Origin of the sequence: Streptomyces caeni (assembly GCF_042678285.1) — a bacterium.
GTDB lineage: Bacteria > Actinomycetota > Actinomycetes > Streptomycetales > Streptomycetaceae > Streptomyces > Streptomyces caeni.
On record NZ_JBHUDX010000064.1, the window covers coordinates 1 to 21,214 of the forward strand.

General features: G+C 70.9%; 20 protein-coding genes and 3 pseudogenes. 15 read left to right on the plus strand and 8 right to left on the minus strand.

The features are described from left to right. The first annotated feature begins 357 nt into the window (after positions 1–357). Positions 358–1,896: a histidine ammonia-lyase gene (hutH, locus tag ACFSL4_RS22460; RefSeq protein ID WP_381086026.1), complete on the plus strand. Its 1,539-nt coding sequence runs from the start codon at positions 358–360 to the stop codon at positions 1,894–1,896. 57 nt (positions 1,897–1,953) lie between these two features. Here the strand turns inward: hutH and ACFSL4_RS22465 are convergent, their stop codons facing one another. Continuing rightward, positions 1,954–2,271 carry a hypothetical protein gene (locus tag ACFSL4_RS22465; RefSeq protein ID WP_381085774.1) on the minus strand — a complete coding sequence of 106 codons (318 nt, stop codon included), beginning with the start codon at positions 2,269–2,271 and terminating at the stop codon, positions 1,954–1,956. Between the two features lie 110 nt (positions 2,272–2,381). Between ACFSL4_RS22465 and ACFSL4_RS22470 the strand changes: the two genes are divergently transcribed. The 5 genes from ACFSL4_RS22470 (at position 2,382) to ACFSL4_RS22490 (ending at position 6,863) form a co-directional block, all read left to right on the plus strand. Next, the gene (locus tag ACFSL4_RS22470; RefSeq protein ID WP_381085777.1) at positions 2,382–2,741 is read left to right on the plus strand and encodes a hypothetical protein; all 360 of its coding nucleotides are present in this window, start codon (positions 2,382–2,384) and stop codon (positions 2,739–2,741) included. 260 nt (positions 2,742–3,001) lie between these two features. Next, positions 3,002–4,246, plus strand: coding sequence for a L,D-transpeptidase (locus ACFSL4_RS22475; RefSeq protein WP_381085780.1), 1,245 nt, complete (start codon positions 3,002–3,004; stop codon positions 4,244–4,246). A 183-nt stretch (positions 4,247–4,429) separates the two neighbouring features. Further along, positions 4,430–5,869 carry an ABC transporter permease gene (locus ACFSL4_RS22480; protein WP_381085783.1) on the plus strand — a complete coding sequence of 480 codons (1,440 nt, stop codon included), beginning with the start codon at positions 4,430–4,432 and terminating at the stop codon, positions 5,867–5,869. Between the two features lie 105 nt (positions 5,870–5,974). Next, positions 5,975–6,658: an ABC transporter ATP-binding protein gene (locus tag ACFSL4_RS22485; RefSeq protein WP_381085786.1), complete on the plus strand. Its 684-nt coding sequence runs from the start codon at positions 5,975–5,977 to the stop codon at positions 6,656–6,658. Positions 6,659–6,737: 79 nt separating this feature from the next. Further along, the gene (locus ACFSL4_RS22490; protein WP_381086051.1) at positions 6,738–6,863 is read left to right on the plus strand and encodes a hypothetical protein; all 126 of its coding nucleotides are present in this window, start codon (positions 6,738–6,740) and stop codon (positions 6,861–6,863) included. Positions 6,864–6,944: 81 nt separating this feature from the next. Here the strand turns inward: ACFSL4_RS22490 and ACFSL4_RS22495 are convergent, their stop codons facing one another. After that, positions 6,945–7,868, minus strand: a complete 924-nt coding sequence (locus tag ACFSL4_RS22495; protein WP_381085788.1) for a helix-turn-helix domain-containing protein — start codon at positions 7,866–7,868, stop codon at positions 6,945–6,947. A gap of 168 nt (positions 7,869–8,036) precedes the next feature. Here ACFSL4_RS22495 and ACFSL4_RS22500 point away from each other — a divergent pair, with 168 nt between their 5' ends. Together ACFSL4_RS22500 and ACFSL4_RS22505 are read left to right on the plus strand one after the other, a co-directional pair. After that, positions 8,037–9,077 carry an NAD(P)-dependent alcohol dehydrogenase gene (locus ACFSL4_RS22500; protein ID WP_381085790.1) on the plus strand — a complete coding sequence of 347 codons (1,041 nt, stop codon included), beginning with the start codon at positions 8,037–8,039 and terminating at the stop codon, positions 9,075–9,077. A 158-nt stretch (positions 9,078–9,235) separates the two neighbouring features. Beyond that, positions 9,236–9,631, plus strand: coding sequence for a VOC family protein (locus ACFSL4_RS22505; protein WP_381085793.1), 396 nt, complete (start codon positions 9,236–9,238; stop codon positions 9,629–9,631). A gap of 32 nt (positions 9,632–9,663) precedes the next feature. On the opposite strand, the pseudogene ACFSL4_RS22510 reads toward ACFSL4_RS22505, so the two are convergent. Together ACFSL4_RS22510 and ACFSL4_RS22515 are read right to left on the minus strand one after the other, a co-directional pair. Beyond that, positions 9,664–9,989 (minus strand): annotated as a pseudogene (locus tag ACFSL4_RS22510) (peptide-methionine (S)-S-oxide reductase); the annotation flags it as partial. A gap of 230 nt (positions 9,990–10,219) precedes the next feature. After that, positions 10,220–10,963 carry a DUF2637 domain-containing protein gene (locus ACFSL4_RS22515; RefSeq protein ID WP_381085796.1) on the minus strand — a complete coding sequence of 248 codons (744 nt, stop codon included), beginning with the start codon at positions 10,961–10,963 and terminating at the stop codon, positions 10,220–10,222. Positions 10,964–11,404: 441 nt separating this feature from the next. On the opposite strand from ACFSL4_RS22515, the pseudogene ACFSL4_RS22520 reads away from it, so the two are divergent. Both ACFSL4_RS22520 and ACFSL4_RS22525 read left to right on the plus strand, forming a co-directional pair. Next, a pseudogene (locus ACFSL4_RS22520) lies at positions 11,405–11,539 on the plus strand (DUF6448 family protein); the annotation flags it as partial. Continuing rightward, on the plus strand, positions 11,494–11,967 hold the full coding sequence (locus tag ACFSL4_RS22525) for a DUF6448 family protein (protein ID WP_381086029.1): 474 nt from the start codon (positions 11,494–11,496) through the stop codon (positions 11,965–11,967). The pseudogene ACFSL4_RS22520 and the gene ACFSL4_RS22525, both read left to right, overlap by 46 nt. A 41-nt stretch (positions 11,968–12,008) precedes the next feature. On the opposite strand, the gene ACFSL4_RS22530 is transcribed toward ACFSL4_RS22525, so the two are convergent. After that, on the minus strand, positions 12,009–13,316 hold the full coding sequence (locus ACFSL4_RS22530) for an ATP-binding protein (protein ID WP_381085799.1): 1,308 nt from the start codon (positions 13,314–13,316) through the stop codon (positions 12,009–12,011). A 423-nt stretch (positions 13,317–13,739) separates the two neighbouring features. Between ACFSL4_RS22530 and ACFSL4_RS22535 the strand changes: the two genes are divergently transcribed. The 5 genes and pseudogenes from ACFSL4_RS22535 (at position 13,740) to ACFSL4_RS22555 (ending at position 16,912) form a co-directional block, all read left to right on the plus strand. After that, positions 13,740–14,216 carry a hypothetical protein gene (locus tag ACFSL4_RS22535; RefSeq protein ID WP_381085802.1) on the plus strand — a complete coding sequence of 159 codons (477 nt, stop codon included), beginning with the start codon at positions 13,740–13,742 and terminating at the stop codon, positions 14,214–14,216. A 277-nt stretch (positions 14,217–14,493) separates the two neighbouring features. Continuing rightward, positions 14,494–16,083 (plus strand): S8 family serine peptidase, encoded by a 1,590-nt coding sequence (locus tag ACFSL4_RS22540; RefSeq protein ID WP_381085805.1) that lies wholly within the window; start codon positions 14,494–14,496, stop codon positions 16,081–16,083. Positions 16,084–16,210: 127 nt separating this feature from the next. Next, positions 16,211–16,471: a hypothetical protein gene (locus ACFSL4_RS22545; RefSeq protein ID WP_381085808.1), complete on the plus strand. Its 261-nt coding sequence runs from the start codon at positions 16,211–16,213 to the stop codon at positions 16,469–16,471. Positions 16,472–16,509: 38 nt separating this feature from the next. Further along, a pseudogene (locus ACFSL4_RS22550) lies at positions 16,510–16,683 on the plus strand (DUF5958 family protein); the annotation flags it as partial. Between the two features lie 127 nt (positions 16,684–16,810). Beyond that, entirely contained in the window at positions 16,811–16,912 is a 102-nt protein-coding gene (locus ACFSL4_RS22555; RefSeq protein WP_381086031.1) for a DUF5958 family protein, read from the plus strand. A gap of 96 nt (positions 16,913–17,008) precedes the next feature. On the opposite strand, the gene ACFSL4_RS22560 is transcribed toward ACFSL4_RS22555, so the two are convergent. From ACFSL4_RS22560 to msrA, 3 genes are all read right to left on the minus strand, one after another. Further along, on the minus strand, positions 17,009–17,932 hold the full coding sequence (locus ACFSL4_RS22560; protein WP_381085811.1) for an alpha/beta fold hydrolase: 924 nt from the start codon (positions 17,930–17,932) through the stop codon (positions 17,009–17,011). 438 nt (positions 17,933–18,370) lie between these two features. Next, on the minus strand, positions 18,371–19,876 hold the full coding sequence (locus ACFSL4_RS22565) for an MFS transporter (RefSeq protein ID WP_381085814.1): 1,506 nt from the start codon (positions 19,874–19,876) through the stop codon (positions 18,371–18,373). Positions 19,877–20,542: 666 nt separating this feature from the next. Continuing rightward, positions 20,543–21,211: a peptide-methionine (S)-S-oxide reductase MsrA gene (gene msrA, locus ACFSL4_RS22570; RefSeq protein WP_381085817.1), complete on the minus strand. Its 669-nt coding sequence runs from the start codon at positions 21,209–21,211 to the stop codon at positions 20,543–20,545. Positions 21,212–21,214: the final 3 nt, after the last annotated feature.

Here is a 21,214-nt window from a genome sequence, read left to right on the forward strand (position 1 = left end):
AGCGGGGGTTGTGGGGTTGCGGGGGTCGGAGCTGTGGGGGAGCGGGGGTTGTGGGGGTGCCGGGGCTGCGGGGGGCGGAGCTGCGGGGTGCCGGAGCCGTGAGAGCCGGAGCCCCCGGGTGTGGGCCGCTGGGAGTGGGCCCCGGTGGTCTGGGCGGCGGAGGCCGGACCGCGGAGGCCGGACCGCGGAGGCCGGACCGCGGAGGCCGGACCGCGGAGGTCGGACCGCGGAGGTCCGGGCGCCGTTGATGCCGCCGGTGCGGAGGCGCGGGCGTAGTGGTTGGGACGCGGCCCGGGGGCAATCCGCCGTCCCCTGGTGACATCGTCGAATTCACTGCGTACGCTCCTGAATATGGATATGCACACTGTGGTGGTGGGGACGTCCGGGCTGACCGCGTCCGACGTTCTCGCCGTGGCGCGCGACGGCGCCCGGATCGAGCTCTCCGACGAGGCCCTGGCGGCCCTCGCGGCGGCCCGCGAGATCGTGGACGCGCTGGCGGCGAAGCCGGATCCCGTCTACGGGGTGAGCACCGGATTCGGCGCGCTGGCGACCCGGCACATCGGCCAGGAGCTGCGCACCCGGCTGCAGCGCAACATCGTCCGCTCGCACGCGGCCGGGATGGGCCCCCGGGTGGAGCGCGAGGTCGTACGCGCCCTGATGTTCCTGCGGCTGAAGACCGTCTGCTCCGGGCACACCGGCGTACGTCCCGAGGTCGCGCGGACCATGGCCGACGTCCTGAACGCGGGCATCACCCCCGTCGTGCACGAGTACGGTTCGCTGGGCTGCTCCGGAGACCTGGCGCCGCTGTCCCACTGCGCGCTGACGCTCATGGGTGAGGGTGAGGCCGAGGGCCCCGACGACGCCGTGCGTCCCGCCGCCGAACTCCTCGCCGAGCACGGCATCGCCCCGGTCGAGCTGCGCGAGAAGGAGGGCCTCGCCCTTCTCAACGGCACCGACGGCATGCTCGGCATGCTGATCATGGCGCTGGCGGACCTGGAGTCGCTGTACAAGGCGGCCGACATCACGGCCGCCCTCTCGCTGGAGGCGCTGCTGGGCACGGACAAGGTGCTGGCGCCGGAGCTGCACGCCATCCGCCCGCACCCCGGGCAGGCGGCGTCGGCCGCCAACATGCTGGCCGTGCTGAGGGGATCGGGCCTGACGGGCCATCACCAGGACGACGCGCCCCGCGTCCAGGACGCCTACTCTGTGCGGTGCGCCCCCCAGGTCGCCGGCGCGGGCCGGGACACGCTCGCGCACGCCCGCCTGGTGGCCGAGCGCGAACTGGCCTCCGCGGTCGACAATCCGGTGGTGCTGCCCGACGGCCGCGTGGAGTCGAACGGCAACTTCCACGGCGCGCCGGTGGCGTACGCCCTGGACTTCCTGGCGATCGCGGCGGCGGACCTGGCGTCGATCGCGGAGCGCCGCACGGACCGGCTGCTCGACAAGAACCGCTCGCACGGCCTGCCGCCGTTCCTGGCGGACGACCCGGGCGTCGACTCGGGCCTGATGATCGCCCAGTACACCCAGGCGGCGCTGGTGAGCGAGATGAAGCGGCTGGCCGTACCGGCCTCCGCCGACTCGATCCCCTCCTCGGCGATGCAGGAGGACCATGTCTCGATGGGCTGGTCGGCGGCGCGCAAGCTGCGTGCGGCGACGGACAATCTCACCCGGGTCCTCGCGGTCGAACTGTACGCGGCGGCGAGGGCGGTCGAACTCCGCGAGGGTCTGACCCCCGCCCCCGCCACCCGGGCGGCGATCACGGCCCTGCGTGAGGCCGGCGCCCAGGGCCCGGGCCCCGACCGCTTCCTCGCGCCCGATCTTGCGGCGGCCGAGGCGTGCGTACGGGGCGGTGGTCTGATCGCCGCGGTCGAGAGGGTCACCGGGACGCTCGGGTAGCGCGGCCGGGATCGCCGGGGCCCTGCTGCCGGCCGGGCCCCTCCGGGCGCCCCGGCTTCAGGAGTCCATGTGCTCCCTGCGTACCGAGTAGGTCACGAATCCCGCGCCCAGGCACAGGAAGAGGGTTCCGCCGACCACGTACGGCGTCGTGTCCACGCTTCCGGTGTCGGCGAGTTGCGTGTCCGCCGCCGTCGAGCCCGTCGCCGCGCCGGCCTCCTCGGACGTCCGCAGGGAGACCGACGACTGCGGCCCGGACGTGTCCGGGGTCGCGTTCGCGGACGGTACGAACCACAGGGCCCCGAGCAGGGTCCCCGCGGCGGTGGCGGTCAGCAGCGTCCTGCGGGCGCTGGACGACGATCGACGTGCGGCGGACACGAAATACCGATCCTCTTGTGACGCTTGCGAATTGGCCGGGTGGATCGATGCTAGTGAAAGATGCGGGTCGCGGGAAAGCCGCACCCCCTCCGGGCCGTACGCTGCCCGGCATGAGTATTCCTGAAACATCACGGTTTGTCCGCCTTCGAGTCGAGCTGGTCGTCGAGGTCGGCGACCCCGATGCCGTCACCAAGGCCGCCCTGCGCCGTGTCGCGGACGACCCGGACATGCCCGAGGGCGAGCGCGCGTACACGGAGAGCGCGGTGACGGACGACACGGCCGAGGCCCTCGCGTATCTCATCGATCCGTCGGATCTGGTCCGCGAGGTGCCGGGGGTCGAACTCGCCCACGCCTCCTGGAGCAGCGAGCAGGCCGACTACGACCCGGATTCGCCGGACTGGGCCCTCGGCGAGGATGATGAGGCCGACGAGGTCGGGGAGGAGGCCGGGGAGGAGGCCGGACTCCGCTGACGCGTCCGGGGGGGAAAAAAGATCCGCGACCCCGGGCGGCAACCGGCGCCCGGGGTTCCGTCGTCTCAGGGAGCGTTCCCGGGTCCCGTGTGACGCGGGGGCGCCCGGGCACCCGCCGGGACTGCCGCGCCCCGGCGCGGGGACGTGGTGTGCCCCACACGTCCACGGGATATGGAACCGGTCGCACCGGTCGTAGCGTTGGTGGTTCTTACGGGGGCTCACGGGGTTTTGGGGATATCGCAACGATGGAGAAGCGTGTGATGACGACCAGTAAGCGGCGCCAGGGCCTGATAGCCGCGTCCGCACTGCTCGGCGGGGTGCTGGTGCTCTCCGCGTGCAGCGGAGGGAGCGCGGCTGCCGGTGGTGGCGGCGGGGACTCGCAGGCCAAGGTCGACGAGGCCGCCGCCCAGAAGACCTCCGATGCGCAGATCAAGATCACGCCGGCGGACGGCTCCGACAACGCCTCCATCAACAACGCCGCCAAGGTCACGGTCGCCAAGGGCACGCTCACCGACGTCACCATGACCACGGGGTCCGGCACCCGCGTGGACGGGCAGATATCCGCGGACAAGAAGAGCTGGGCGCCCAGCGGCCAGCTGGAGCGGGCCACGACCTACAAGGTCGCCGTGACGGCCGAGGACTCCGCCGGCCGCGCCGCCCACGAGAACGCCTCGTTCACGACCGTCGCCCCCGCCCACTCCTTCATAGGCAACTTCACGCCCGACAACGGTTCGACCGTCGGTGTCGGCATGCCGGTCTCGATCAACTTCGACAAGGCGATCACGAACAAGGCCGCCGTGCAGAAGGGGATCACGGTCACCTCCAGCAGCGGGCAGGAGGTCGTCGGGCACTGGTTCGGCGCCAACCGGCTCGACTTCCGGCCCGAGCAGTACTGGACGGAGGGCTCCACCGTCACGCTGAAGCTGAACCTCGACGGCGTCGAGGGCGCGAGCGGCGTGTACGGCGTCCAGCAGAAGACGGTCACCTTCACGATCGGCCGCAACCAGGTCTCCTACGTCGACGCGAAGACCAAGCAGATGAAGGTGACGCAGGACGGCAAGGTCATCAAGACCATCCCGATCTCCGCGGGTTCGCCGCAGAACAAGACGTACGAAGGCCAGATGGTGATCTCCGAGAAGTTCAAGGAGACCCGGATGAACGGCGCGACGGTCGGCTTCACCGACGACGACGGCAAGGGCGAGTACGACATCAAGGACGTGCCCCACGCGATGCGCCTGACCCGCTCCGGCACGTTCGTGCACGGCAACTACTGGGGCGCCAAGTCCGTCTTCGGCAACGTGAACACCAGCCACGGCTGCGTGGGCCTGTCCGACACGAAGGGCGCGGGCGACCCGAACACGGCGGGCGCGTGGTTCTTCACCCACTCGATCGTCGGCGACGTGGTGGTCGTCCGGAACACGGGCGACAGGACGGTCTCCCCGGACAACGGCCTCAACGGCTGGAACATGGACTGGGCCCAGTGGAAGGCGGGCTCGGCCATCTGACCCACCGGACGCCTGCGCCCCGTTCCCGATGCCGCCGACCGCCCTTGCGGGCAGCCGGCGGCATCGGCGTTCCAGCGCCGCCGCCCCGCCGCGTGCGGCCGGACATGCGCCCGGCGCGGCCTTCTCATAGTTCTCTCATGTCTGGCTTACGGGTTCATCAGGGTGCCTCCCTAGCTTGCGGCCATGTTCTTCACCTACCTGAGGCGCGAACTGCGCCGCCGGAGAAAGGCGGCCCTCGTCGTCGCCTCCGGGCTCGCGCTGGGCATCGCTCTGGTCATCGTGGTCAACTCCGTGTCCTCGGGCATGGGTAAGGCGCAGGACAAGGTTCTGCAGTCGCTGTACGGACTCGGCACGGACATGACCGTCAGCAAGGCGGCGAGCTCCACGAGCAGCGCACAGCGGCCGCGCTTCCGGTTCGACGCCCGCGGCAACGACTCCGACGAGACACAGAGCAGCGACCGCGTGATGGTCCAGGGCTTCCAGACCCTGGCCGACAGCAAGGTCGCCGAGGTCGGCTCGCAGAAGGGCGTGTCGGACGCCGTCGGCGGGCTCAGCCTGCAGGTCGTCAAGGTCAGCGGCCAGTTCAGGCAGGGCCAGTTCAGGCAGGACCAGAACGGCGGCAGGCAGGGCGCCCCGACCGGCCCGCCGCAGGGCCGCGTCGAGGGCGGCGGCGCCGACTTCGACGTGAACAGCTACTCCGTCTACGGCACCGACGTCACCAAGCCCGCCCTGGGCCCGCTGACCTCCTCGAAGATCACCAGCGGCCGTACCTTCACGACCTCGGAGACCGACGCCAAGGTCGTCGTCGCCGACGCGTCGTACGCCAAGCAGAAGAAGCTGTCCGTCGGTGACACGGTGACCATCAAGGGCGTCAAGTTCAAGGTCATCGGCATCGCTACCCCCGACAGCGGGGACGCGGCGGCCAATCTCTACATCCCGCTGAAGCAGGCGCAGACGCTCGGCGACTCCAAGGGCAAGGTCACCACGATCTACGTCAAGGCGGCCGACTCACAGCAGATCGACAGCGTCAAGAAGACCATCCAGAAGAACATCTCGGGGACGACGGTCACCACCTCCGCCGACCTCGCCAGCACCGTCTCCGGTTCGCTGTCCACCGCCTCCGACCTCGCCTCCTCCGTCGGCAAGTGGCTTTCGATCACCGTGCTCGTGGCCGCGTTCCTGGTCGCCGGGCTGCTCACCTCCTCGGCCGTCTCCCGGCGTGTGCGCGAGTTCGGCACCCTCAAGGCCCTCGGCTGGAAGTCCGGGCGCGTCACCCGCCAGGTCGTCGGCGAGGCCGTGGTCAACGGACTGGTCGGCGGTGTCCTCGGCATCGCGCTCGGCCTCGCGGGCGCATACGCCGTCACCGCGGTCAGCCCCACCCTCCAGGCGCAACTGGGCGGCGGCAGCGGCGGCGGCTTCGGCGGCGGCCCGGGCGGCGGCTTCGGCGGCCCCGGCCGCCAGGCCGCCAAGACCCTGGAGGTGGCGCTCACCGCGCCGGTGAGCCCGTCGACCATCGGCCTCGCGGTCGCCCTCGCCGTCACCGGCGGCCTGATCTCCGGCGCCTTCGGCGGCTGGCGCGCCTCCCGGCTGCGTCCCGCGGACGCCCTGCGCCGCGTGGAGTAGCACCCGCCCCGCACACCTCTTGCCCTAGGCGGTCCGCGTGCGCGGCACGGGGCCTGCCGCCGCGGCAGGCCCCGATCCTCATCCGTATCCCAGGAGTTGCACCCCATGTACGAACTCAGAGGCGTCACCAAGCGCTACACGCGGGGCAAGGAGACCATCGTCGCCCTGAACGGCGTCGACCTCACCATCGGCGACGGTGACCGGCTCGTCATCCAGGGGCCCACCGGCGGCGGCAAGTCCACACTGCTGCAGATGCTCGGCGGACTGGACAAGCCCACCGCGGGCAGCGTCGAACTCGACGGCACCGACCTGGCCAGGCTCTCCGAGGCCCGGCTCACCAAGGTGCGCAGCGAGAACATCGGCTTCGTCTTCCAGAGCTTCAACCTCATCCCGACGCTCACCGCCCAGGAGAACGTCGAGACGGCCCTCGTGCCCCTCGGCGCGAAGGGCAGGGAACGGCGTGAACGGGCCGCCGAGGCCCTTCAGTCGGTGGGACTCGGCGAGCGGCTCGGGCATCTGCCGGCGGAGCTGTCCGGCGGTCAGCAGCAGCGCGTCGCCATCGCCCGTGCGCTGGTGAAGCGGCCGAAGGTGCTGCTCGCCGACGAACCCACCGGAAACCTGGACGAGTCCATGCGCGACGAGATCATGGATGTCCTGGAGGCCCTGTGGAAGGAGCACGGGCTCACCTTCGTGATGGTCACCCATGACTCCACGATCGCGAGGAAGGCCCCACGGCTCGCGACCATCCGCAAGGGGAAGATCACCATCCGGGAGAACGCCGCCTCGTAGCCAGGGCCCCAACTCGTGGCCTCCCAGCGCTATTGAGGCACTGATCGACCCCCCGGCACATTGCGTACTGGGGGCTGACGTGCATCTGTGCGAGACCACCCCCGGCCGGGTGAACGGGGAATGCGCGTCGTTCCACGCGAAGATCGCCGACAAGAAGGGCAACAAGTCGACGATCTCGATCTGCAACGCGTTCCACGGTCGGTGAGCGGTGCCCCGCGGGGTGTCCGGGCCACCGGGCCCGGACACCGCGGGGTGCCCGGGCCTGCGGGCCCGGTGTGCGAGCGCCTCAGCGGCGGGGCGCGGTCGTGCCCGCCCGGGTCGCGTCCGTGCCCCAGCTCGCCAGCAGCCGCAGCGCCTCCGCCGACGCGGAGCCCGGCTCGGCGTGGTACGTCACCATCGCCTGCTCACCGTCGCCCGCGAGCTTGAACGACTCGTACAGCAGGGCGAGGTCACCCACCAGCGGATGCCGCATCAGCTTCAGCCCGTGGCTCTTCTCCTTGACGTCGTGCGTGGCCCACAGCCGCCGGAAGTCCTCGCTCTTCACCGACAACTCCCCGACCAGCGCCGACAGCCGCGGATCGTCCGGTTGGCACCCGGCGTCGTAGCGCAGATGGCACACGATGTCGATGGCCTTCTGCTCCCAGTCCACGAACAGGTCGCGGTACTCGGGCCGCAGGAACACCAGCCGCGCCCAGTTCCGCTCCTGCTGCGGCAGCTCCGCCCAGTCGCCGAAGACGGCGGCGGCCATCCGGTTCCACGCCAGGATCTCCGAGCGCCGCCCCACGATGTACGCCGGGACACCTTCGAGGACACCGAGCAGATGGTGGAGCGACGCCCGCACGTGCTGCGGCCGCGTCGACGGCTTCTTCTTGTGCGCCGTCGGCTTCGCGAGATGCGTCAGATGCGCATGCTCGGCGTCGGTCAGCCGCAGCGCGCGGGCGATCGCGTCGAGTACCTCCGCCGACACGTTCCGTCCGTTGCCCTGCTCCAGGCGCGTGTAGTACGCCACGGACACCCCGGCAAGCTGCGCCAGCTCCTCGCGCCGCAGTCCCGGCACCCGCCGGTGCCGTCCGAAGTCCGGCAGCCCCACGTCCTCGGGCTTGAGCCGGGCCCGGCGGCTGCGCAGGAACTCGCTGAGCTCGGCACGCCGGTCCAGGGCCCCGCCGGCATCCGCCCCGGGCTGCCGTACGGCCTCGGCCTGTTCGTCCATACGTCCAGTATTCATGGTCGTACGACCATGAGGCTGACCCCGCCGGTGGTAGGACCGCGGGTCGTAGGCAGGGCCGTGGTCTGGGTGGACCCGAAGGCCCCGGGCACGCTGGGTGGTGTGCCCGGACGGAGGTAGCCGGGCACAGCACCCCACTGAGGAGAACTCGGCATGACCACTGTCGCTGCGTACGCCGCACCCGCTGCCAAGGCTCCGCTCGAACGCACCACGATCGAGCGCCGTGAGGTCGGCGAGTTCGACGTCCTGATCGACATCAAGTTCGCCGGCATCTGCCACTCGGACATCCACCAGGCCCGCGAGGGCTGGGGCAAGGCGATCTTCCCGATGGTTCCGGGCCACGAGATCGCGGGCGTCGTCGCCGAGGTCGGTTCCGGTGTGACCAGGTTCAAGGCCGGCGACCGGGTGGGCGTCGGCTGCATGGTCGACTCCTGCCGCGAGTGCGAGAACTGCCGGGCAGGACTGGAGCAGTACTGCCTCGCCGGCAACGTCGGCACGTACAACGCCCTCGACAAGAACGGCGAGCCCACCTACGGCGGCTACTCCCAGAAGATCGTCGTCGACGAGAACTTCACCCTCCGCATCCCGGACGGCATCTCCCTCGACGAGGCCGCCCCCCTCCTGTGCGCCGGCATCACCACCTACTCCCCGCTCCGGCACTGGGACGCGGGCCCCGGCAAGAAGGTCGCGATCGTCGGCCTGGGCGGCCTCGGCCACATGGGCGTCAAACTGGCGCACGCACTGGGCGCCGAGGTCACCGTGCTCTCGCAGTCCCTGCGCAAGAAGGAGGACGGGCTGAAGCTGGGCGCCGACCACTACTACGCCACCAGCGACCCGAAGACCTTCGAGGAACTGCGCGGCACCTTCGACCTGATCGTCTCGACCGTGTCGGCCCCGCTGGACCTCGGCGCGTACCTCTCGCTGCTCCGCACCGACGGCGCCCTGGTGAACGTGGGCGCACCCGAGGAGCCCGTCTCCCTCAACCTGTTCTCGGTGATCTCCGGCCGCAAGACCCTCGCCGGCTCCGGCATCGGCGGCATCCGCGAGACCCAGGAGATGCTGGACTTCTGCGCCGGGCACGGCATCGGCGCCGAGATAGAGCTGATCGGCGCGTCGGAGATCAACGACGCGTACGAGCGGGTGCTGAGCAGCGACGTCCGGTACCGGTTCGTGATCGACACGGCCACCATCTGAGGAGCCGGCGGCGACGCCGTGCGGTGGTCCCAGGCCACCTCACGGCGGCCGGCTGCGCACGGGCGCGGAAGGGGGACCGGAGACCGATGACAGGCGCCGGCGCGGCCGCCTAGCGTGGGAGGTGGTACTGGCAGCCGAGGGGAGCGGAGGGCCGAGCCATGGCCGTCGAGCTCAACCACACGATCGTCGCCGCGCACGACAAGGAAGAGTCCGCGCGGTTCCTCGCGGACCTGCTGGGGCTTGACGTGGAGCCCCCGTACGGGCCGTTCATCCCCGTGCAGGTCCCGAACGGGGTGACGCTGGACTTCATGGACACGTCCGGCACGATCACCCCGCAGCACTACGCGTTCCTGGTCTCCGAGGACGACTTCGACGCGATCTTCGCCCGCATCCGCGCGGCGGGCCTGGCGTACTGGGCGGATCCCCAGCACAGTCGCCGCGGCGAGATCAACCACAACGACGGCGGCCGCGGTGCGTACTTCGACGACCCGAACGGCCACCGCCTGGAGATCCTGACGAGGCCGTACGGCAGCGGAGGCGACCGGCCGTCCTGACCGGGACCCGGCGGCGGGCCGCGCGGCCGGCTTCAGGGCCGGGGCGGGACGTCCACGGGACAGGAGACCCCGGTGCCGCCGAGGCCGCGGTAGCCCGCCGGGTTCCGGTGCAGATACTGCTGGTGGTGGGTGCGCGCGGGACAGAAGGGGTGCCCGTCGGCCGGAAGGATCTCCGTGGTGGCGGCGCCGTGCCCGAAGGAGGTCAGGGCCTTCTGATAGCGGGCGCGGGAGCGCTCGGCCGCCGAGCGCTGTGCCGGGGAGTGGGTGAAGAGGACCGACCGGACATGGGTGCCGACGTCGTTGCCCCGGCGGAAGCCCTGCGTGGGGTCGTGCCCTCCCAGAACACCCGCAGCAGGTCCGGGCACCTCGTATGCGGGCGCCACCCGCCCCGGCGGAGTTTCCCCAGGTGTGGGCATGCGCGGTGCCCCGCTCCCTGCGAACCACACGACGACCCCCTCCGCCCCATGACGGCCACGGGACCTTGTCCCGCGACCATGCCGGCGGGCGTCCCGTCCCGCCATGGGGCGGCCGCGTCACGGCCGTTCACCGGTCACCGGCGGCCGCCGTCCCTGTGCCGCGGTCCGTGTGTCAGCCGCCGGTGGACTGCTCCTTGCCGTGTGCGGCGTGCCGGGGGCGGTACTTGCACGAGACCTGGCCGACGAGTTCCCGGAAGCACACCAGGGCGGTGATCGGGGGAATCCCGACGATCACCATGGAGAGGACCGAGTGCGAGGAGTGGCTGACGCACAGGGCCACCGCCGTGCCCGAGGCGACCAGGAGGACGGACCAGGACCGCCGGGCGGTCCGGTGCTGAACGGCGGCCCGCAGGATGGACAGGGCGGCCACGAACCATGGCCCGTACACCGTCAGCGGCCACCATTGCGCCAAGGGAGCCGGAAGGACCGTCCCCGCGATGGCGCGCAGCTGGTTGTACGAGTAGCCGATGGACCAGCCGAGCATGGCCACCGCGCATGCGGCGATCGTCGCCACGAGGATCGTGACGGGGGTGACTTTGTGGGCGCCGTCGAGGACATGGGAGCCTGGCCGGGGCCGCCGCCGATCGACCCTGTGGCGGTGCGGCCCGTCCAGCGGGGCGGACGGGGCGGGGTCCACGTCGGACACGCCGGGCATGGCCGACGCGGACGACAGCATCTGGGCCAGCTCTTCGTCCGGGTCCCAGTTGTTCGACGCGATGTCGGGGCCGGGCGCGCTCCAGACGTGATGGGCCTCCAGCGGATCAACATGATAAGAATGCTGGCCTAGCGCATCATAATCTGATCTCAGAGGGAACTGAATGTCGTAGAGGCTCGGCTCGCCTTCAAGCCTGTCCATTCTCTGGCTCCTCCGCGCCCTTGATCAGGGCGTTCCGTCTAGAGCGCGCAGGTATTCGCTTTCCATCTCGCTGATCCTCTTGAGGAAGTCTTCAAGAAGATCGGAGCAGTACTTGAGACGCGCGTCACCACTGGCCGGCTCGTGCCAGACGGTCCCGGTTCCGACAGGGATCTGATCTTCCGGTTCTTTCCAAGTCACGATCACCTAACGAGCGCCATAGGGTCCGAGGTATCGGGCATTCGAGGGAATGGGCCGATGGAGAATCCTTTCGGCTGTCTGATGACCGTACCCAGTTGACGTAATTCTGGATATGTGTCCAAGCATATATTTCTGTGAATAGCATTTAATTCTCGGTGGTGCGCGGCGGTGCGCGCCCGCCGGTCTCGCCGTTCACTCCGGGCGAGCCGATGATGGAGGAAGACGGAGAAAGGGGGGATCGCGTTGCCTCCGCACTGCGACGCACTCGGCGGTCCCGTTGTCACGGCCGCGCGCCCGGCCCTGCAGGACGAGAACGTCGATCACGTCCTTCCCTGCGTCCACGAGGACGGAGAGCCGGAGGCTCGGGCGGCGTTCGACCGGGTCCTGGGGCGCGAACGTTCGGCCCGCGGGTGCGGGACGGGGCGGACCGCTGGCTCTTCGAGACGGTCGTCCGCGTGCACCGCGCCGGCGAGGGCGCGCCGTTCACGGGACTCAGGCCCGCCGGGCCCGGCGTGGGGCCCGTGATCCCGGCCGCCGAACGCGCCCTCGACACCGGCTTCGCGGACGAGCTGACCGCGGTGCTGTGCGAGATCGTCCGCGACCAGGTGGAAGACCGTCACCGCAGGGCGCTCGCCCTCAAGGAACACGCCGGCGAGGGAGTGGCCGGCGCCCGCGCCCACGCCGAGGCCGTGCTCGGACTGCAGATGTGGGCGCACGGCCTGTACCGGCAGGCGACGGCCGCCCCGCACGCGCACGCCGAGGCGCACGCCCCCGCCGACGGGCACGGCGCGCCATCGGGGCACTGATCGAGCTGACACGGCGTCATGCGGAACCCGCTCGGATCCGCTCAGAGCCGCCGGTACTTCTCGATGTCCTCATTGAACTCCTCGATCGCCTGAGTGGTGAGCGTGGGGCGGGTGTCGGCGATGGCGGTCATGTAGTCGTCGGTGGTGGCCGATCCGCCCTGACGGCGCGTGACTTCGCGTTCGAATGCCGCCTGCGCCCCCTTGCGGGCGGCGAATTCGATGTCGGCCGGGGTGAACAGCTCGCTGGCCGCGACCAGTTGGGGCAGGTCCACCGAGTCGGCCGCGGGCCCGAGATAGCGGGTCCAGATCGCCGAGCGGGCGGTCGGGTTCGGCGGCCCGATCGGGATGACGTAGTCGAACCGGCCCGGCCGCAGGAACGCCGCGTCGAGGGAGCGCACCGAGTTGGTGGCGCACACCAGCAGTCGCGCGTCGTGCTCACGGAAGCCGGGGATGAGTTTGAGGAGTTCGTTGGTCACCCCGTGTCCCGGGTCGATCGCCTTCCCCGAACGCGCGCCGGCGATCTCCTCGACCTCGTCGATGAAGAGCAGCACCGAGTCCAGTTCCGCCAGACCCGCGAACGTCTCCCGCAGCGCCGCCGCCAGCCCCTCGCTCGTGTCGGCCGCGAGCCGGGACGGAAAGAGTTCCACGAACGGCCAGGCCAGCCGGGAGGCCACCGCCTTGGCGAAACTGGTCTTGCCGGTACCGGGCGGGCCGAACAGGATGACCGCCTTCGGCGGCACGACGCCGTAGCGGTCGGCCAGGGTCGGCTCCGTCAGCGGGAGCACGATCCGGCGTTCGACGACCTGCTTCTCCCACTCCATACCGGCCATGGCGCCCCAGAGCCCGTAGGGCAGCATCCGGCCGCCCAGGGCCGTGAGCGCGCCGGTGTGGGCGGTCTCGCGCGGTTCGAGTTTCTCGTAGTACGTCAGGTCGCCACGGGTCAGATAGCCGGAGTGCTCCAGGGCCTTCGTCCCGGCGGCGCCGGCGGGCAGGAGGGCGCTGACCCGGCGCACGCCCAGTGTCCGCAGGCGCCGCTCCAACTCGGCGACCAGAGCGCTGCCGATCCCGCGCCCGCGCCACTGGGAGGCGAGCGCCACCAGCAGGATCCAGGCCCGTCCGCCGTGCTCCTGCGCCACCGCCATGCCCACCAGTTCGTCGCCGACCACCGCGACCACCGCGGTGCGGCCGGTCTGGGCCGCGGCCATGACCTCGGAGACCGGGAAGGCCGGCTCCTCGTCGGTCCGGCGGCTCTGGTCCCAGACCTGGATCGCCTGGTCGAGATCGTCGTCGTGATAGTCGCGCAGACGCCATGCGGGCATCGCCACCACCTCGCCCGGTATGAGTCCCATTGTTCCCCGTCGGCCCGCCGGTCACGATCGCATGCGCGGCGCGTGCGCGGTCGTACGCCGAGGGTATGAGGCCGTGCGCCTGGAACACCGCCCGGGCTCTCTTGACCCCGGCGCCATGACGGCGCCCGTGACAGTGCCGGACGAAGGGCGCTCACTCGCTCGGCGGCCCGGTCCGCATCGCGGTGCGCCCGGCCTCCGCGCGGCCGCCCGCGCCGCCGACGGGCCTACGGAAACCGGGGCACCATGCGCGCCACGCCCTCTTGCGACCCGCGGTCCCGGTCGCCACGGCCCACCACGAGGGGTGGCCGTCTCCGATTGCGGCCCCGGTGCGGCCACCTTAGTTTCAGGGCGTCGGATTCTCCCGATAAGGCCGATATTCAACCGTATGTCGGCTTTCCCATGGTGCCATCGAATGGAGCATTCATGTCGGTGATGACCGGTACCCAACCCCAGCAGCAGCAGTTCGGCCAGCAGACCGGCGGCGGCCCGCAGCAGATCGCGCAGGTGGTCCAGCAGGCCATCCAGCAGGCGTGCCAGCAGACCAGCCAGCAGGTCGCGCAGCGGATCCAGCAGACGTTCCAGCAGCTCCAGCAGGTCCAGCAGCAGCTCCAGCAGCAGGGCATGGCCCACCAGGCGCACCCGTACCTGGCCCTCGCCCTGTACCGCTCGCTGCACACGGGCATCCGGACCGCTGTGGAACATTCCGTGCAGCAGGCGCTGCCGACCGCGATCGTGACCCTGCTCCAGCAGAGCCAGCAGGGCCAGCAGGGCCAGCAGGGCCAGCAGGGCCAGCAGTGGGGCGCCGGGTTCGGCCAGCAGCAGTTCGGCCAGCAGTTCCCGCAGTACCAGCAGCCCGGCTTCGGCTACGGCCAGATGGGCCAGCCCTTCGGTATCGGCTGACCCCTGGCGGCGCGCGATGCGGTGCGCCCGGGGGTCGTCCCCGGGCGCACCGCATCACCGTGGAAGCGCGAGCCGCCTCTCGCCGGATCAGGAGTGGACATACGACGTAGGCGTGGTGAAGGTGGACGTAATGGTCAAGGAGAGGTCCGGAAACAACCGCGCGAGCGGGTCCGAGGGCGCGGGGGCAGGGGGGCCGGGACCCGAGAGTGAAGAGACGGGGCCACGCAGGCAAGGCGCGCGGTCACCGCTGCCGGTGCGGCCGCGCCGTGAGCGGTACATGGTCACACCGCTGCCGCAGCACCTGCTCCCACCGGGCGTGCCCGAGATCGGCCTGGACGCGGTGTGCGACCGGCTGGAGCGGATGCCCGAGGTCACAGTGATCCGCAGACTCAAGCACTCGGAGAAGCTCCAGTCGGCCGGGCTGCACCCCTCCTGCCCCGAGATCGCGGTCGTCGAGGCGGCCGAGTCCCAGGTGCCGGCGATGCGGACGCTGCACGTGCACATCGAGCCGGACCTGCCGCTGGCCGGAACCGGACCCGCCGCCGCGCCGACCGCGGGGATCCTGCCGCTCCGCGATCCGGGGCTGGTCATGCCGATGGGGCAACCCGTCGAGATCTCGCTCCGCGTCTGCGGCCCGGACGGCGAACCGCTGGCCGGCGCGGGCGTGTTCCTCATCGGGGCGACCTGGCCGGGCCAGGGTGTCACCGGGTCCGACGGCACAGTCACCGTCACCCTGGCGACGGAGACCGCACAGTCCATCCAGTCCCTGTACGTCCGGCCCGCGAGCGGCTACACGGACCGCTGGATCTACCGCCCCGGCCTGTCGGCGACCCGGGAGAACGTCGTCACCCTGACCCCGCTGGCCAAGGTGTACCCCGAGTTGGAGAAGCGCCAGCAGTACGGCTGGGGCCAGCAGGCCATGCGGCTGGACCGGCTGCCCCCCACGTTCCGCGCCTTCGGAATCAAGATCGCGATCATCGGGTCGGGCGTCAGCGACGAGCACCCCGATCTGAAGCAACGGGTGCGCTCCGGGGCCGATCTCGTCCGCGGCACGCAGGACGGATGGGCCCACGACACAGTGGGCAGCGGGACCCACACGGCAGGCATCATCGCCGGGGCGGACACCGGCAAGGGCGTCATCGGGATCGCGGTCGACGCCGAGATCGAGGTCTGCCAGGTGATGCCCGACGGGCATTTCAGCGATCTCATCGCCGCCCTGGACCACTGCATCGAAAGCGAGGCCGACATCGCCCACATCGGGGTCGCGACCCCGTACTCGTCGGCACTGGTCTCACGCAAACTCGCCGACGCCAACGCGGCGGGCATCGCGTGCATCGCGCCGGCCGGTGACACCGGCGGGCCGGTCGCCTTCCCGGGCTCGCTGCCGACCGTGTTCACCGTGGGCGCCCTGGGCGCCTTCGGCTCGTACCCGCCGGACACGTCCCAGGCCACCCACACGGGAGCACAGCTGACGCCGGAAGGGCTGTTCGCCGCGCCGTTCGGCTGCTACGGCCCCGGCGTCGACGCGGCCGCTCCCGGTGTGGCGGTCCTGTCGTGCACACCGCAGGGCGGATACGCGGCCGTCGACGGCACCGGCACGGCCTCGGCCCACGTGGCCGGTCTGGCCGCCCTGGTCCTCGCACACCACGAGGACTTCCACGGCCAGTTGCTGCCCCGCGGCGCCGGCCGGGTGCAGCACCTGTTCGAGATCATCGCCGCCAGCTGCCGCCGGCTGGCCACTCCGGGCACCGTGGAGGCGGCCCGCGTCGGACGCGGGCTGCCCGACGCTCTCGTCGCCCTCGGCCTGGCCCCCGGGGTGCAGCTCGCCCCGGCCCTGTCGCCCTACGCCCCGTCCATGGCCGGCTGATCCCGGCCCCCGCGGGCCTGCGCAACGGCACCCGCCCCCGAAGGGGAGGGTGCCGTTGGGCCTGCCGCCGTCTTGCGCGGCCGTTCCGGTGACGCTACTCGCCGTTCGGGGGTGCGACCGTCTCCGGGTGATCTTGCCGAATGCCTCTTCCGCGGAGATGGACGAGAACGGGGCGGGACGCTCGGTCAGATGGCGGCCCCATTCCCGCCCCGCCGCGACGGCGTCCTTCGACGGGTTGTCGGAGGTGGCGGCCAGGTGGCCGGCCAGGATCTGGGTCACCGTGCGCACCTCCGGCACCGACGCGGCCACCGTCGTCTTCGACGACATCACCGCTGGGAGCGCTCCCGCGGCGGCGGGAGCGGCAGGCGGGCCGCCGCCCCCGGGGTGAGGGGCGCTGACACCCTCCGGCGCCGCACCATGGGTTACATGAACGAGCGTCAAGTCCTTCTCAACGAACTGGCCCAGGGGGTAAGGACGGTGGCGGAAGGTGCCGCGTGGTTCGCCGTTCTCCCGGAGGACGAGCAGCGGCTGGCACTCACGGAACTGGTGCAGTTCTCCGTTCAGGCGCGTGCCGTGGAGGCGGATGCCGAGGAGGCCGTCGCGCGCTCCGGAACACGTCCCACCCACACGCCGGCCGTGATGTTGTCCCGATGGCGGCTGGACATGGCCGGGCTGCCGCCCTGCGGACCGTGCCAGGGCGTTTCGTCCGCTGGTCGCGCTGTCGGCCATCGCCGACACCCGTCGCCGTGCACGTCATTGTGCCGATGGGTGCAGCCACGAGTGGCACCACCTGGCTGCTCGTCCGGACGCGGGACCTGCCGCCAGGTGATCACCCGTGAGGGCCGCCCGCCACCATGCCGGGTTCTCGCCCGGCTGCCCCACTGTGGTTGCCCCCTTCGCGCACTCGTGGTGACACTCTTGCCAGTTAATGCCCTTGATGTCGGGGGCTTGCCGCATCGTTGGGTCTGTGCCAGGCCGACACCTGGTGCCCGTCGCCGCCGACGGGTGTGCCGAGGAAGGCCCGGACCTCCCGGTTGAAGGCGACGGGGTTCTCCCAGAAGGCGAAGTGGCTGGCGCGCTCGCGGAGAATCCGCACTACGGCCCCGGGAATGACCGATGCCACCGACCGCGCCGCGGCGGTGGGGATGACGCTGTCACTCCCACCGATGACCAGTGTCGGAACAGTGATCCTGGGCAGGACGTCACGCCAGTCCTGCATGACGTTGTCCAGCAGCAGTCTGCCGGCGTACTCCCTGGGCAGGAGCAGGTTCTGGGCGAGAACCCACTGGCGGTCCCCCTCATCCGCGGCCGGGGTCCACATGGCGTCCAGGAACTCGGTGCTGAGCATCTCGGCATCCGAGCGCGGGTCGCGAAGTCCCGTGACGACATCGGCGATCTGCCCGAGGCCGTACAAAGCGCCGAGACTTTCGGCCAGGCCGTCCGGCCAGTACGGCTGCCGGACCAGAACGGCGGGTTCGTCGAACAGCACCAGGCGCGCCAGCCGGTCTCCACCGAACAGGTCCCAGTAGGACCACGCCAGCGCGCAGCCCATCGAGTGGGCCACCCAGACGACCTCGGTGAGGTCCAGGAGGTGAATGAGCTGATGGAGGTCGGTCGACAGGCGAGCGATCCGGTAACCGTGGTCCGGCTTGTCTGATCCACCGTGGCCGCGGTGGTCGACCGCGACCACATGGTGTGTGCGGGCGAAGTCGGCGATCTGATGCCGCCATTGTGCCGCGGTCTGCGACCAGCCGGGCACGAGAAGCATGTCCGGACCACTGCCGGCCTCGAGGTAGTGCAGCCGTACGCCGTCGCTCGTCGTGGCGAAGCCACTGCTCACGCCGTGCATCTCGTCCTCCTCCGACGCAGCCGCAACACCTTGCCGCACCCCTGTGAAGGGATGCTTCGAGACTCGTCCTCTTCGTCACTTCTGCGACTCGGGAAACGATCATGTCGGGATATGCTGCCCCGGCCCATACCCCACGCCGACCGGTCAGCCCTCCGGCGGACCACCGCAACGGGGCGTCTGCCTGCCGGTTCCCGCCGACCTCAGCCGTGGGACGAGGCTGCCAACGCATCTTGATGACCCTCGTCCGTAGATCCTTCCTGCGGAGCTGCCTCACCGTCATGTCGCCGCCCGTCCGGCGCCGGGCTCCCGTCGACGTCAGCAGGCGTCTTGAGGAAGGCTCCGACCACCCGGTCGAATGCTGCGGGCGGGCGTCACCTCCGCGGTCGCGGCGGAGGACAGCGCGGACCGTATCCGGGTCCGCCCGGTCCGAGCAGAGTCCTACGCCCGGGTCCTCTCACGGCGGGGCATCAGCACAAACGCCAGCGCGGCCACAACGAGCGGCAGGATGCTGACGATCAGCATGGTGAGCCGCAGTCCCCGGGTGAAGTCCAGCCCGAGATCCAGCCCTGCGGCCTGCCGGAGCAGGTTCGGATCGTAGACGTTGCCGCCCGGGCTCTGTGCCATTCCGCTGCGCACGGCGTCCACGGCCTGCTTGGCCTCCCCCACCGACAGGTCGCGTGACTCCGCGTCCGCCAGCCACTGCCGCTGGAAGAAGAAGTCGAAGAGCAGAAGGTAGATCGTGGGCCCGAGCGCAGAGCCGGTCATCGCGAAGGCCATCTGGACGGAGGCCACGGTGCCGGAGCGCCCGGGCGGTGCCTGGGAGAGGACCGTCTCGGACACAGATGTGGAGGTGATCAGAGCCCCGAGGTTGCACAGCCATGTGGCCAGCACGAGCAGCCACACCGCCATCATGGGGCCGGCGGTGCCCGCGATCAGCAGCCCGCTCGCCGCCATCGCCAGCAGGCCGGTGACGATCACCGGCCGTGGGGTGTACTTCCCGACCAGGTGCCCCGCCAGGATCACGGCACCGGCGATCAGGAATGTGCCGGGCAGGTACAGCAGGCCGATGGCCTCGGGGGACAGCGCCAGCACCACGCTGCCGAACTGCCCCAGGACGATACTGAGTCCGACTCCGAGGAAGTTCAACGTGAGAGCCGCGGCCAGAGCCACGCTGAACGGCGTGCTGCGGAACAGCGTCAGGTCCAGGGCGGGTTGGGGGGTACGGCCTGCGTGGAACCCGTAAAGCACGGCGGCGACCACGCTGATCACCAACGGTACCCAGGTCTGAGGCCGGTTGACGCCGTTCTGCGCCGCGGCGAGGCCGACGACGAGGGCCAGCAGGACCACCCCGATCAGGGTGACACCGGTCATGTCGATCCGGCGGCCCGGCTGGACGGGCGACTCCGGGGCGTACCGGTCCGTCAGCCAGAGCGAGACCAGAGACAGCAGCGGGGCGATCAGGAACAGGAACCGCCAGCCGACGGCCGCCACCGCCCAGCCCGTGAACGCCGGGATCACCCCGCACAGGACCATCTCGACGGCCATCAGGACACCGATGGCCGTCGGCCGTTTTTCCGGGGGTACCGACACCTTCAGCAGAGCCAGCGGCACTCCCAGCAGAGCCGTCATCCCCAGCCCGTCCAGGAAGCGCATCGCGAGGAGGAAGCCATAGCCGGGAGAGAAGACGGACAGGACGTTGACGACCGTGACGGTGGTCAGTCCCAGCATCAGCAGCCGCTTGAGCCCGATCGCGTCCCCGAGACTGCCCGCGGCGAGGACGGAGGCGGCCATCACCAGCGTCGCCGCTCCGCCCAGCAGTCCGACGACCTGCGGCGGCACATGGAGGGCCCGGTCCACCTGAGGCAGATTCAGGCTGAGCACCAGCGGGTCGACGACCGTGACCGTGAAGGCGAGGGAGAGTCCGAGGACGATCGGCAGAGGCATCGTGCCGGTGCGTGACTCGACCGTCGGCACCGCAGTACCTCCCGTGGCCCCGCCTGGCGTGCCATGCGACGCTAACCCGGCCACAGCGGTCCGCCGGGCTTCTCCGGGCCGACGCGCGCGGAAGCCCGGCGTTCGGGTCAATCGAGGTCTGGACGCACGCTGTCCGGGACCTCGCGGGCGCGGGGCCCGTCTGGCCGGATGCCCCGGTCGGCCCCGAACGAGAGATGCGCGGCTCTACTGTTGGCTCTTTCGTGTTCCACGTTCCATGACGCCACCGCGCCGCGCCGTCCGCCCGCGCGGCAGCCACGAGTGCACGCCGGACGGCCTCCCGACGATCACCAGCGCCAGGCGCCGCGTCCGGCTCGTCCTCATGGCCCCCGATGAGGTTCGTCGTGGGCACCCGCAGGGCTGGGGCCAGTCGGCGCGCAGTCTCCAGGCGCGTGTCAGCCCGTTCCAGCCCGCTTTCCCTGCCCCAGCTTCCGGATCAAGGACAGAGACACACCGGACTCGACGGCTAGCAGGCGCTGAGTCGTACCGCGCCGCTTGCGTACTTCCTGAAGCCGCTCGCCAATGTCGGCACTCGTGATTCGAGCGTACGGCGGCGATCGGGCGTCCGCGCATGCTTCCCGTACCTGCCACCTCTGAAAAGACCGCGGGCCGAGAGCCTCAATCGCCCGCCGGAGCCACCCCGATCGGGCAAGAGACGCCGGTCCCGCCCAAGCCGCAGTAGCCGTTGACGTTGCGCGAGAGGTACTGCTGGTGGTACCCCTCCGCCGGATAGAACTCGCGACCCTGAGCGGGGAGCAGTTCCGTGGTGATGGTGCCGTGACCCGATGCCGTGAGGACCTTCTGATACGCGTCGCGGGACGCCTGCGCGGCGGCCGTCTGGGCGGGGGAGTGGGTGTAGACGGCCGAGCGGTACTGGGTGCCGACGTCGTTGCCCTGGCGGAAGCCCTGGGTGGGATCGTGGGACTCCCAGAACACCTGGAGCAGGCGCTCGTACGAGATCTTCTTCGGGTCGTAGACCACACGGACCGCCTCCGTGTGGCCCGTCAGGCCCGAGCAGACCTCCTCGTACGTGGGATTCTGCGTGTATCCGCCCTGGTAGCCGACGAGGGTCGTGTGGATGCCCGCCGGCAGCTGCCAGAACTTGCGCTCGGCGCCCCAGAAGCAGCCCAGGCCGAAGTCGGCGATCTCCAGACCCTCGGGGTAGGGGCCGAGAAGCGGGGTGCCGAGGACGGTGTGCCGCTCGGGGACCGAGAAGGCCGGCTCGGGGCGGCCGCGCAGGGCCTGCTCCGGGGTCGGCAGCTGGGGCGTACGGCTGTGCAGGAACATGCG

Coding starts and splice junctions, on each gene's coding strand:
- hutH (WP_381086026.1), top strand. CDS start 358: ATGCACACTGTGGTGGTGGGGACGTCCGGGCTGACCGCGTCCGACGTT.
- ACFSL4_RS22470 (WP_381085777.1), top strand. CDS start 2,382: ATGAGTATTCCTGAAACATCACGGTTTGTCCGCCTTCGAGTCGAGCTG.
- ACFSL4_RS22475 (WP_381085780.1), top strand. CDS start 3,002: ATGACGACCAGTAAGCGGCGCCAGGGCCTGATAGCCGCGTCCGCACTG.
- ACFSL4_RS22480 (WP_381085783.1), top strand. CDS start 4,430: ATGTTCTTCACCTACCTGAGGCGCGAACTGCGCCGCCGGAGAAAGGCG.
- ACFSL4_RS22485 (WP_381085786.1), top strand. CDS start 5,975: ATGTACGAACTCAGAGGCGTCACCAAGCGCTACACGCGGGGCAAGGAG.
- ACFSL4_RS22495 (WP_381085788.1), bottom strand. CDS start 7,868: ATGGACGAACAGGCCGAGGCCGTACGGCAGCCCGGGGCGGATGCCGGC.
- ACFSL4_RS22500 (WP_381085790.1), top strand. CDS start 8,037: ATGACCACTGTCGCTGCGTACGCCGCACCCGCTGCCAAGGCTCCGCTC.
- ACFSL4_RS22505 (WP_381085793.1), top strand. CDS start 9,236: ATGGCCGTCGAGCTCAACCACACGATCGTCGCCGCGCACGACAAGGAA.
- ACFSL4_RS22515 (WP_381085796.1), bottom strand. CDS start 10,963: ATGGACAGGCTTGAAGGCGAGCCGAGCCTCTACGACATTCAGTTCCCT.
- ACFSL4_RS22530 (WP_381085799.1), bottom strand. CDS start 13,316: ATGGGACTCATACCGGGCGAGGTGGTGGCGATGCCCGCATGGCGTCTG.
- ACFSL4_RS22535 (WP_381085802.1), top strand. CDS start 13,740: ATGTCGGTGATGACCGGTACCCAACCCCAGCAGCAGCAGTTCGGCCAG.
- ACFSL4_RS22540 (WP_381085805.1), top strand. CDS start 14,494: ATGGTCACACCGCTGCCGCAGCACCTGCTCCCACCGGGCGTGCCCGAG.
- ACFSL4_RS22560 (WP_381085811.1), bottom strand. CDS start 17,932: ATGCACGGCGTGAGCAGTGGCTTCGCCACGACGAGCGACGGCGTACGG.
- ACFSL4_RS22565 (WP_381085814.1), bottom strand. CDS start 19,876: ATGCCTCTGCCGATCGTCCTCGGACTCTCCCTCGCCTTCACGGTCACG.
- msrA (WP_381085817.1), bottom strand. CDS start 21,211: ATGTTCCTGCACAGCCGTACGCCCCAGCTGCCGACCCCGGAGCAGGCC.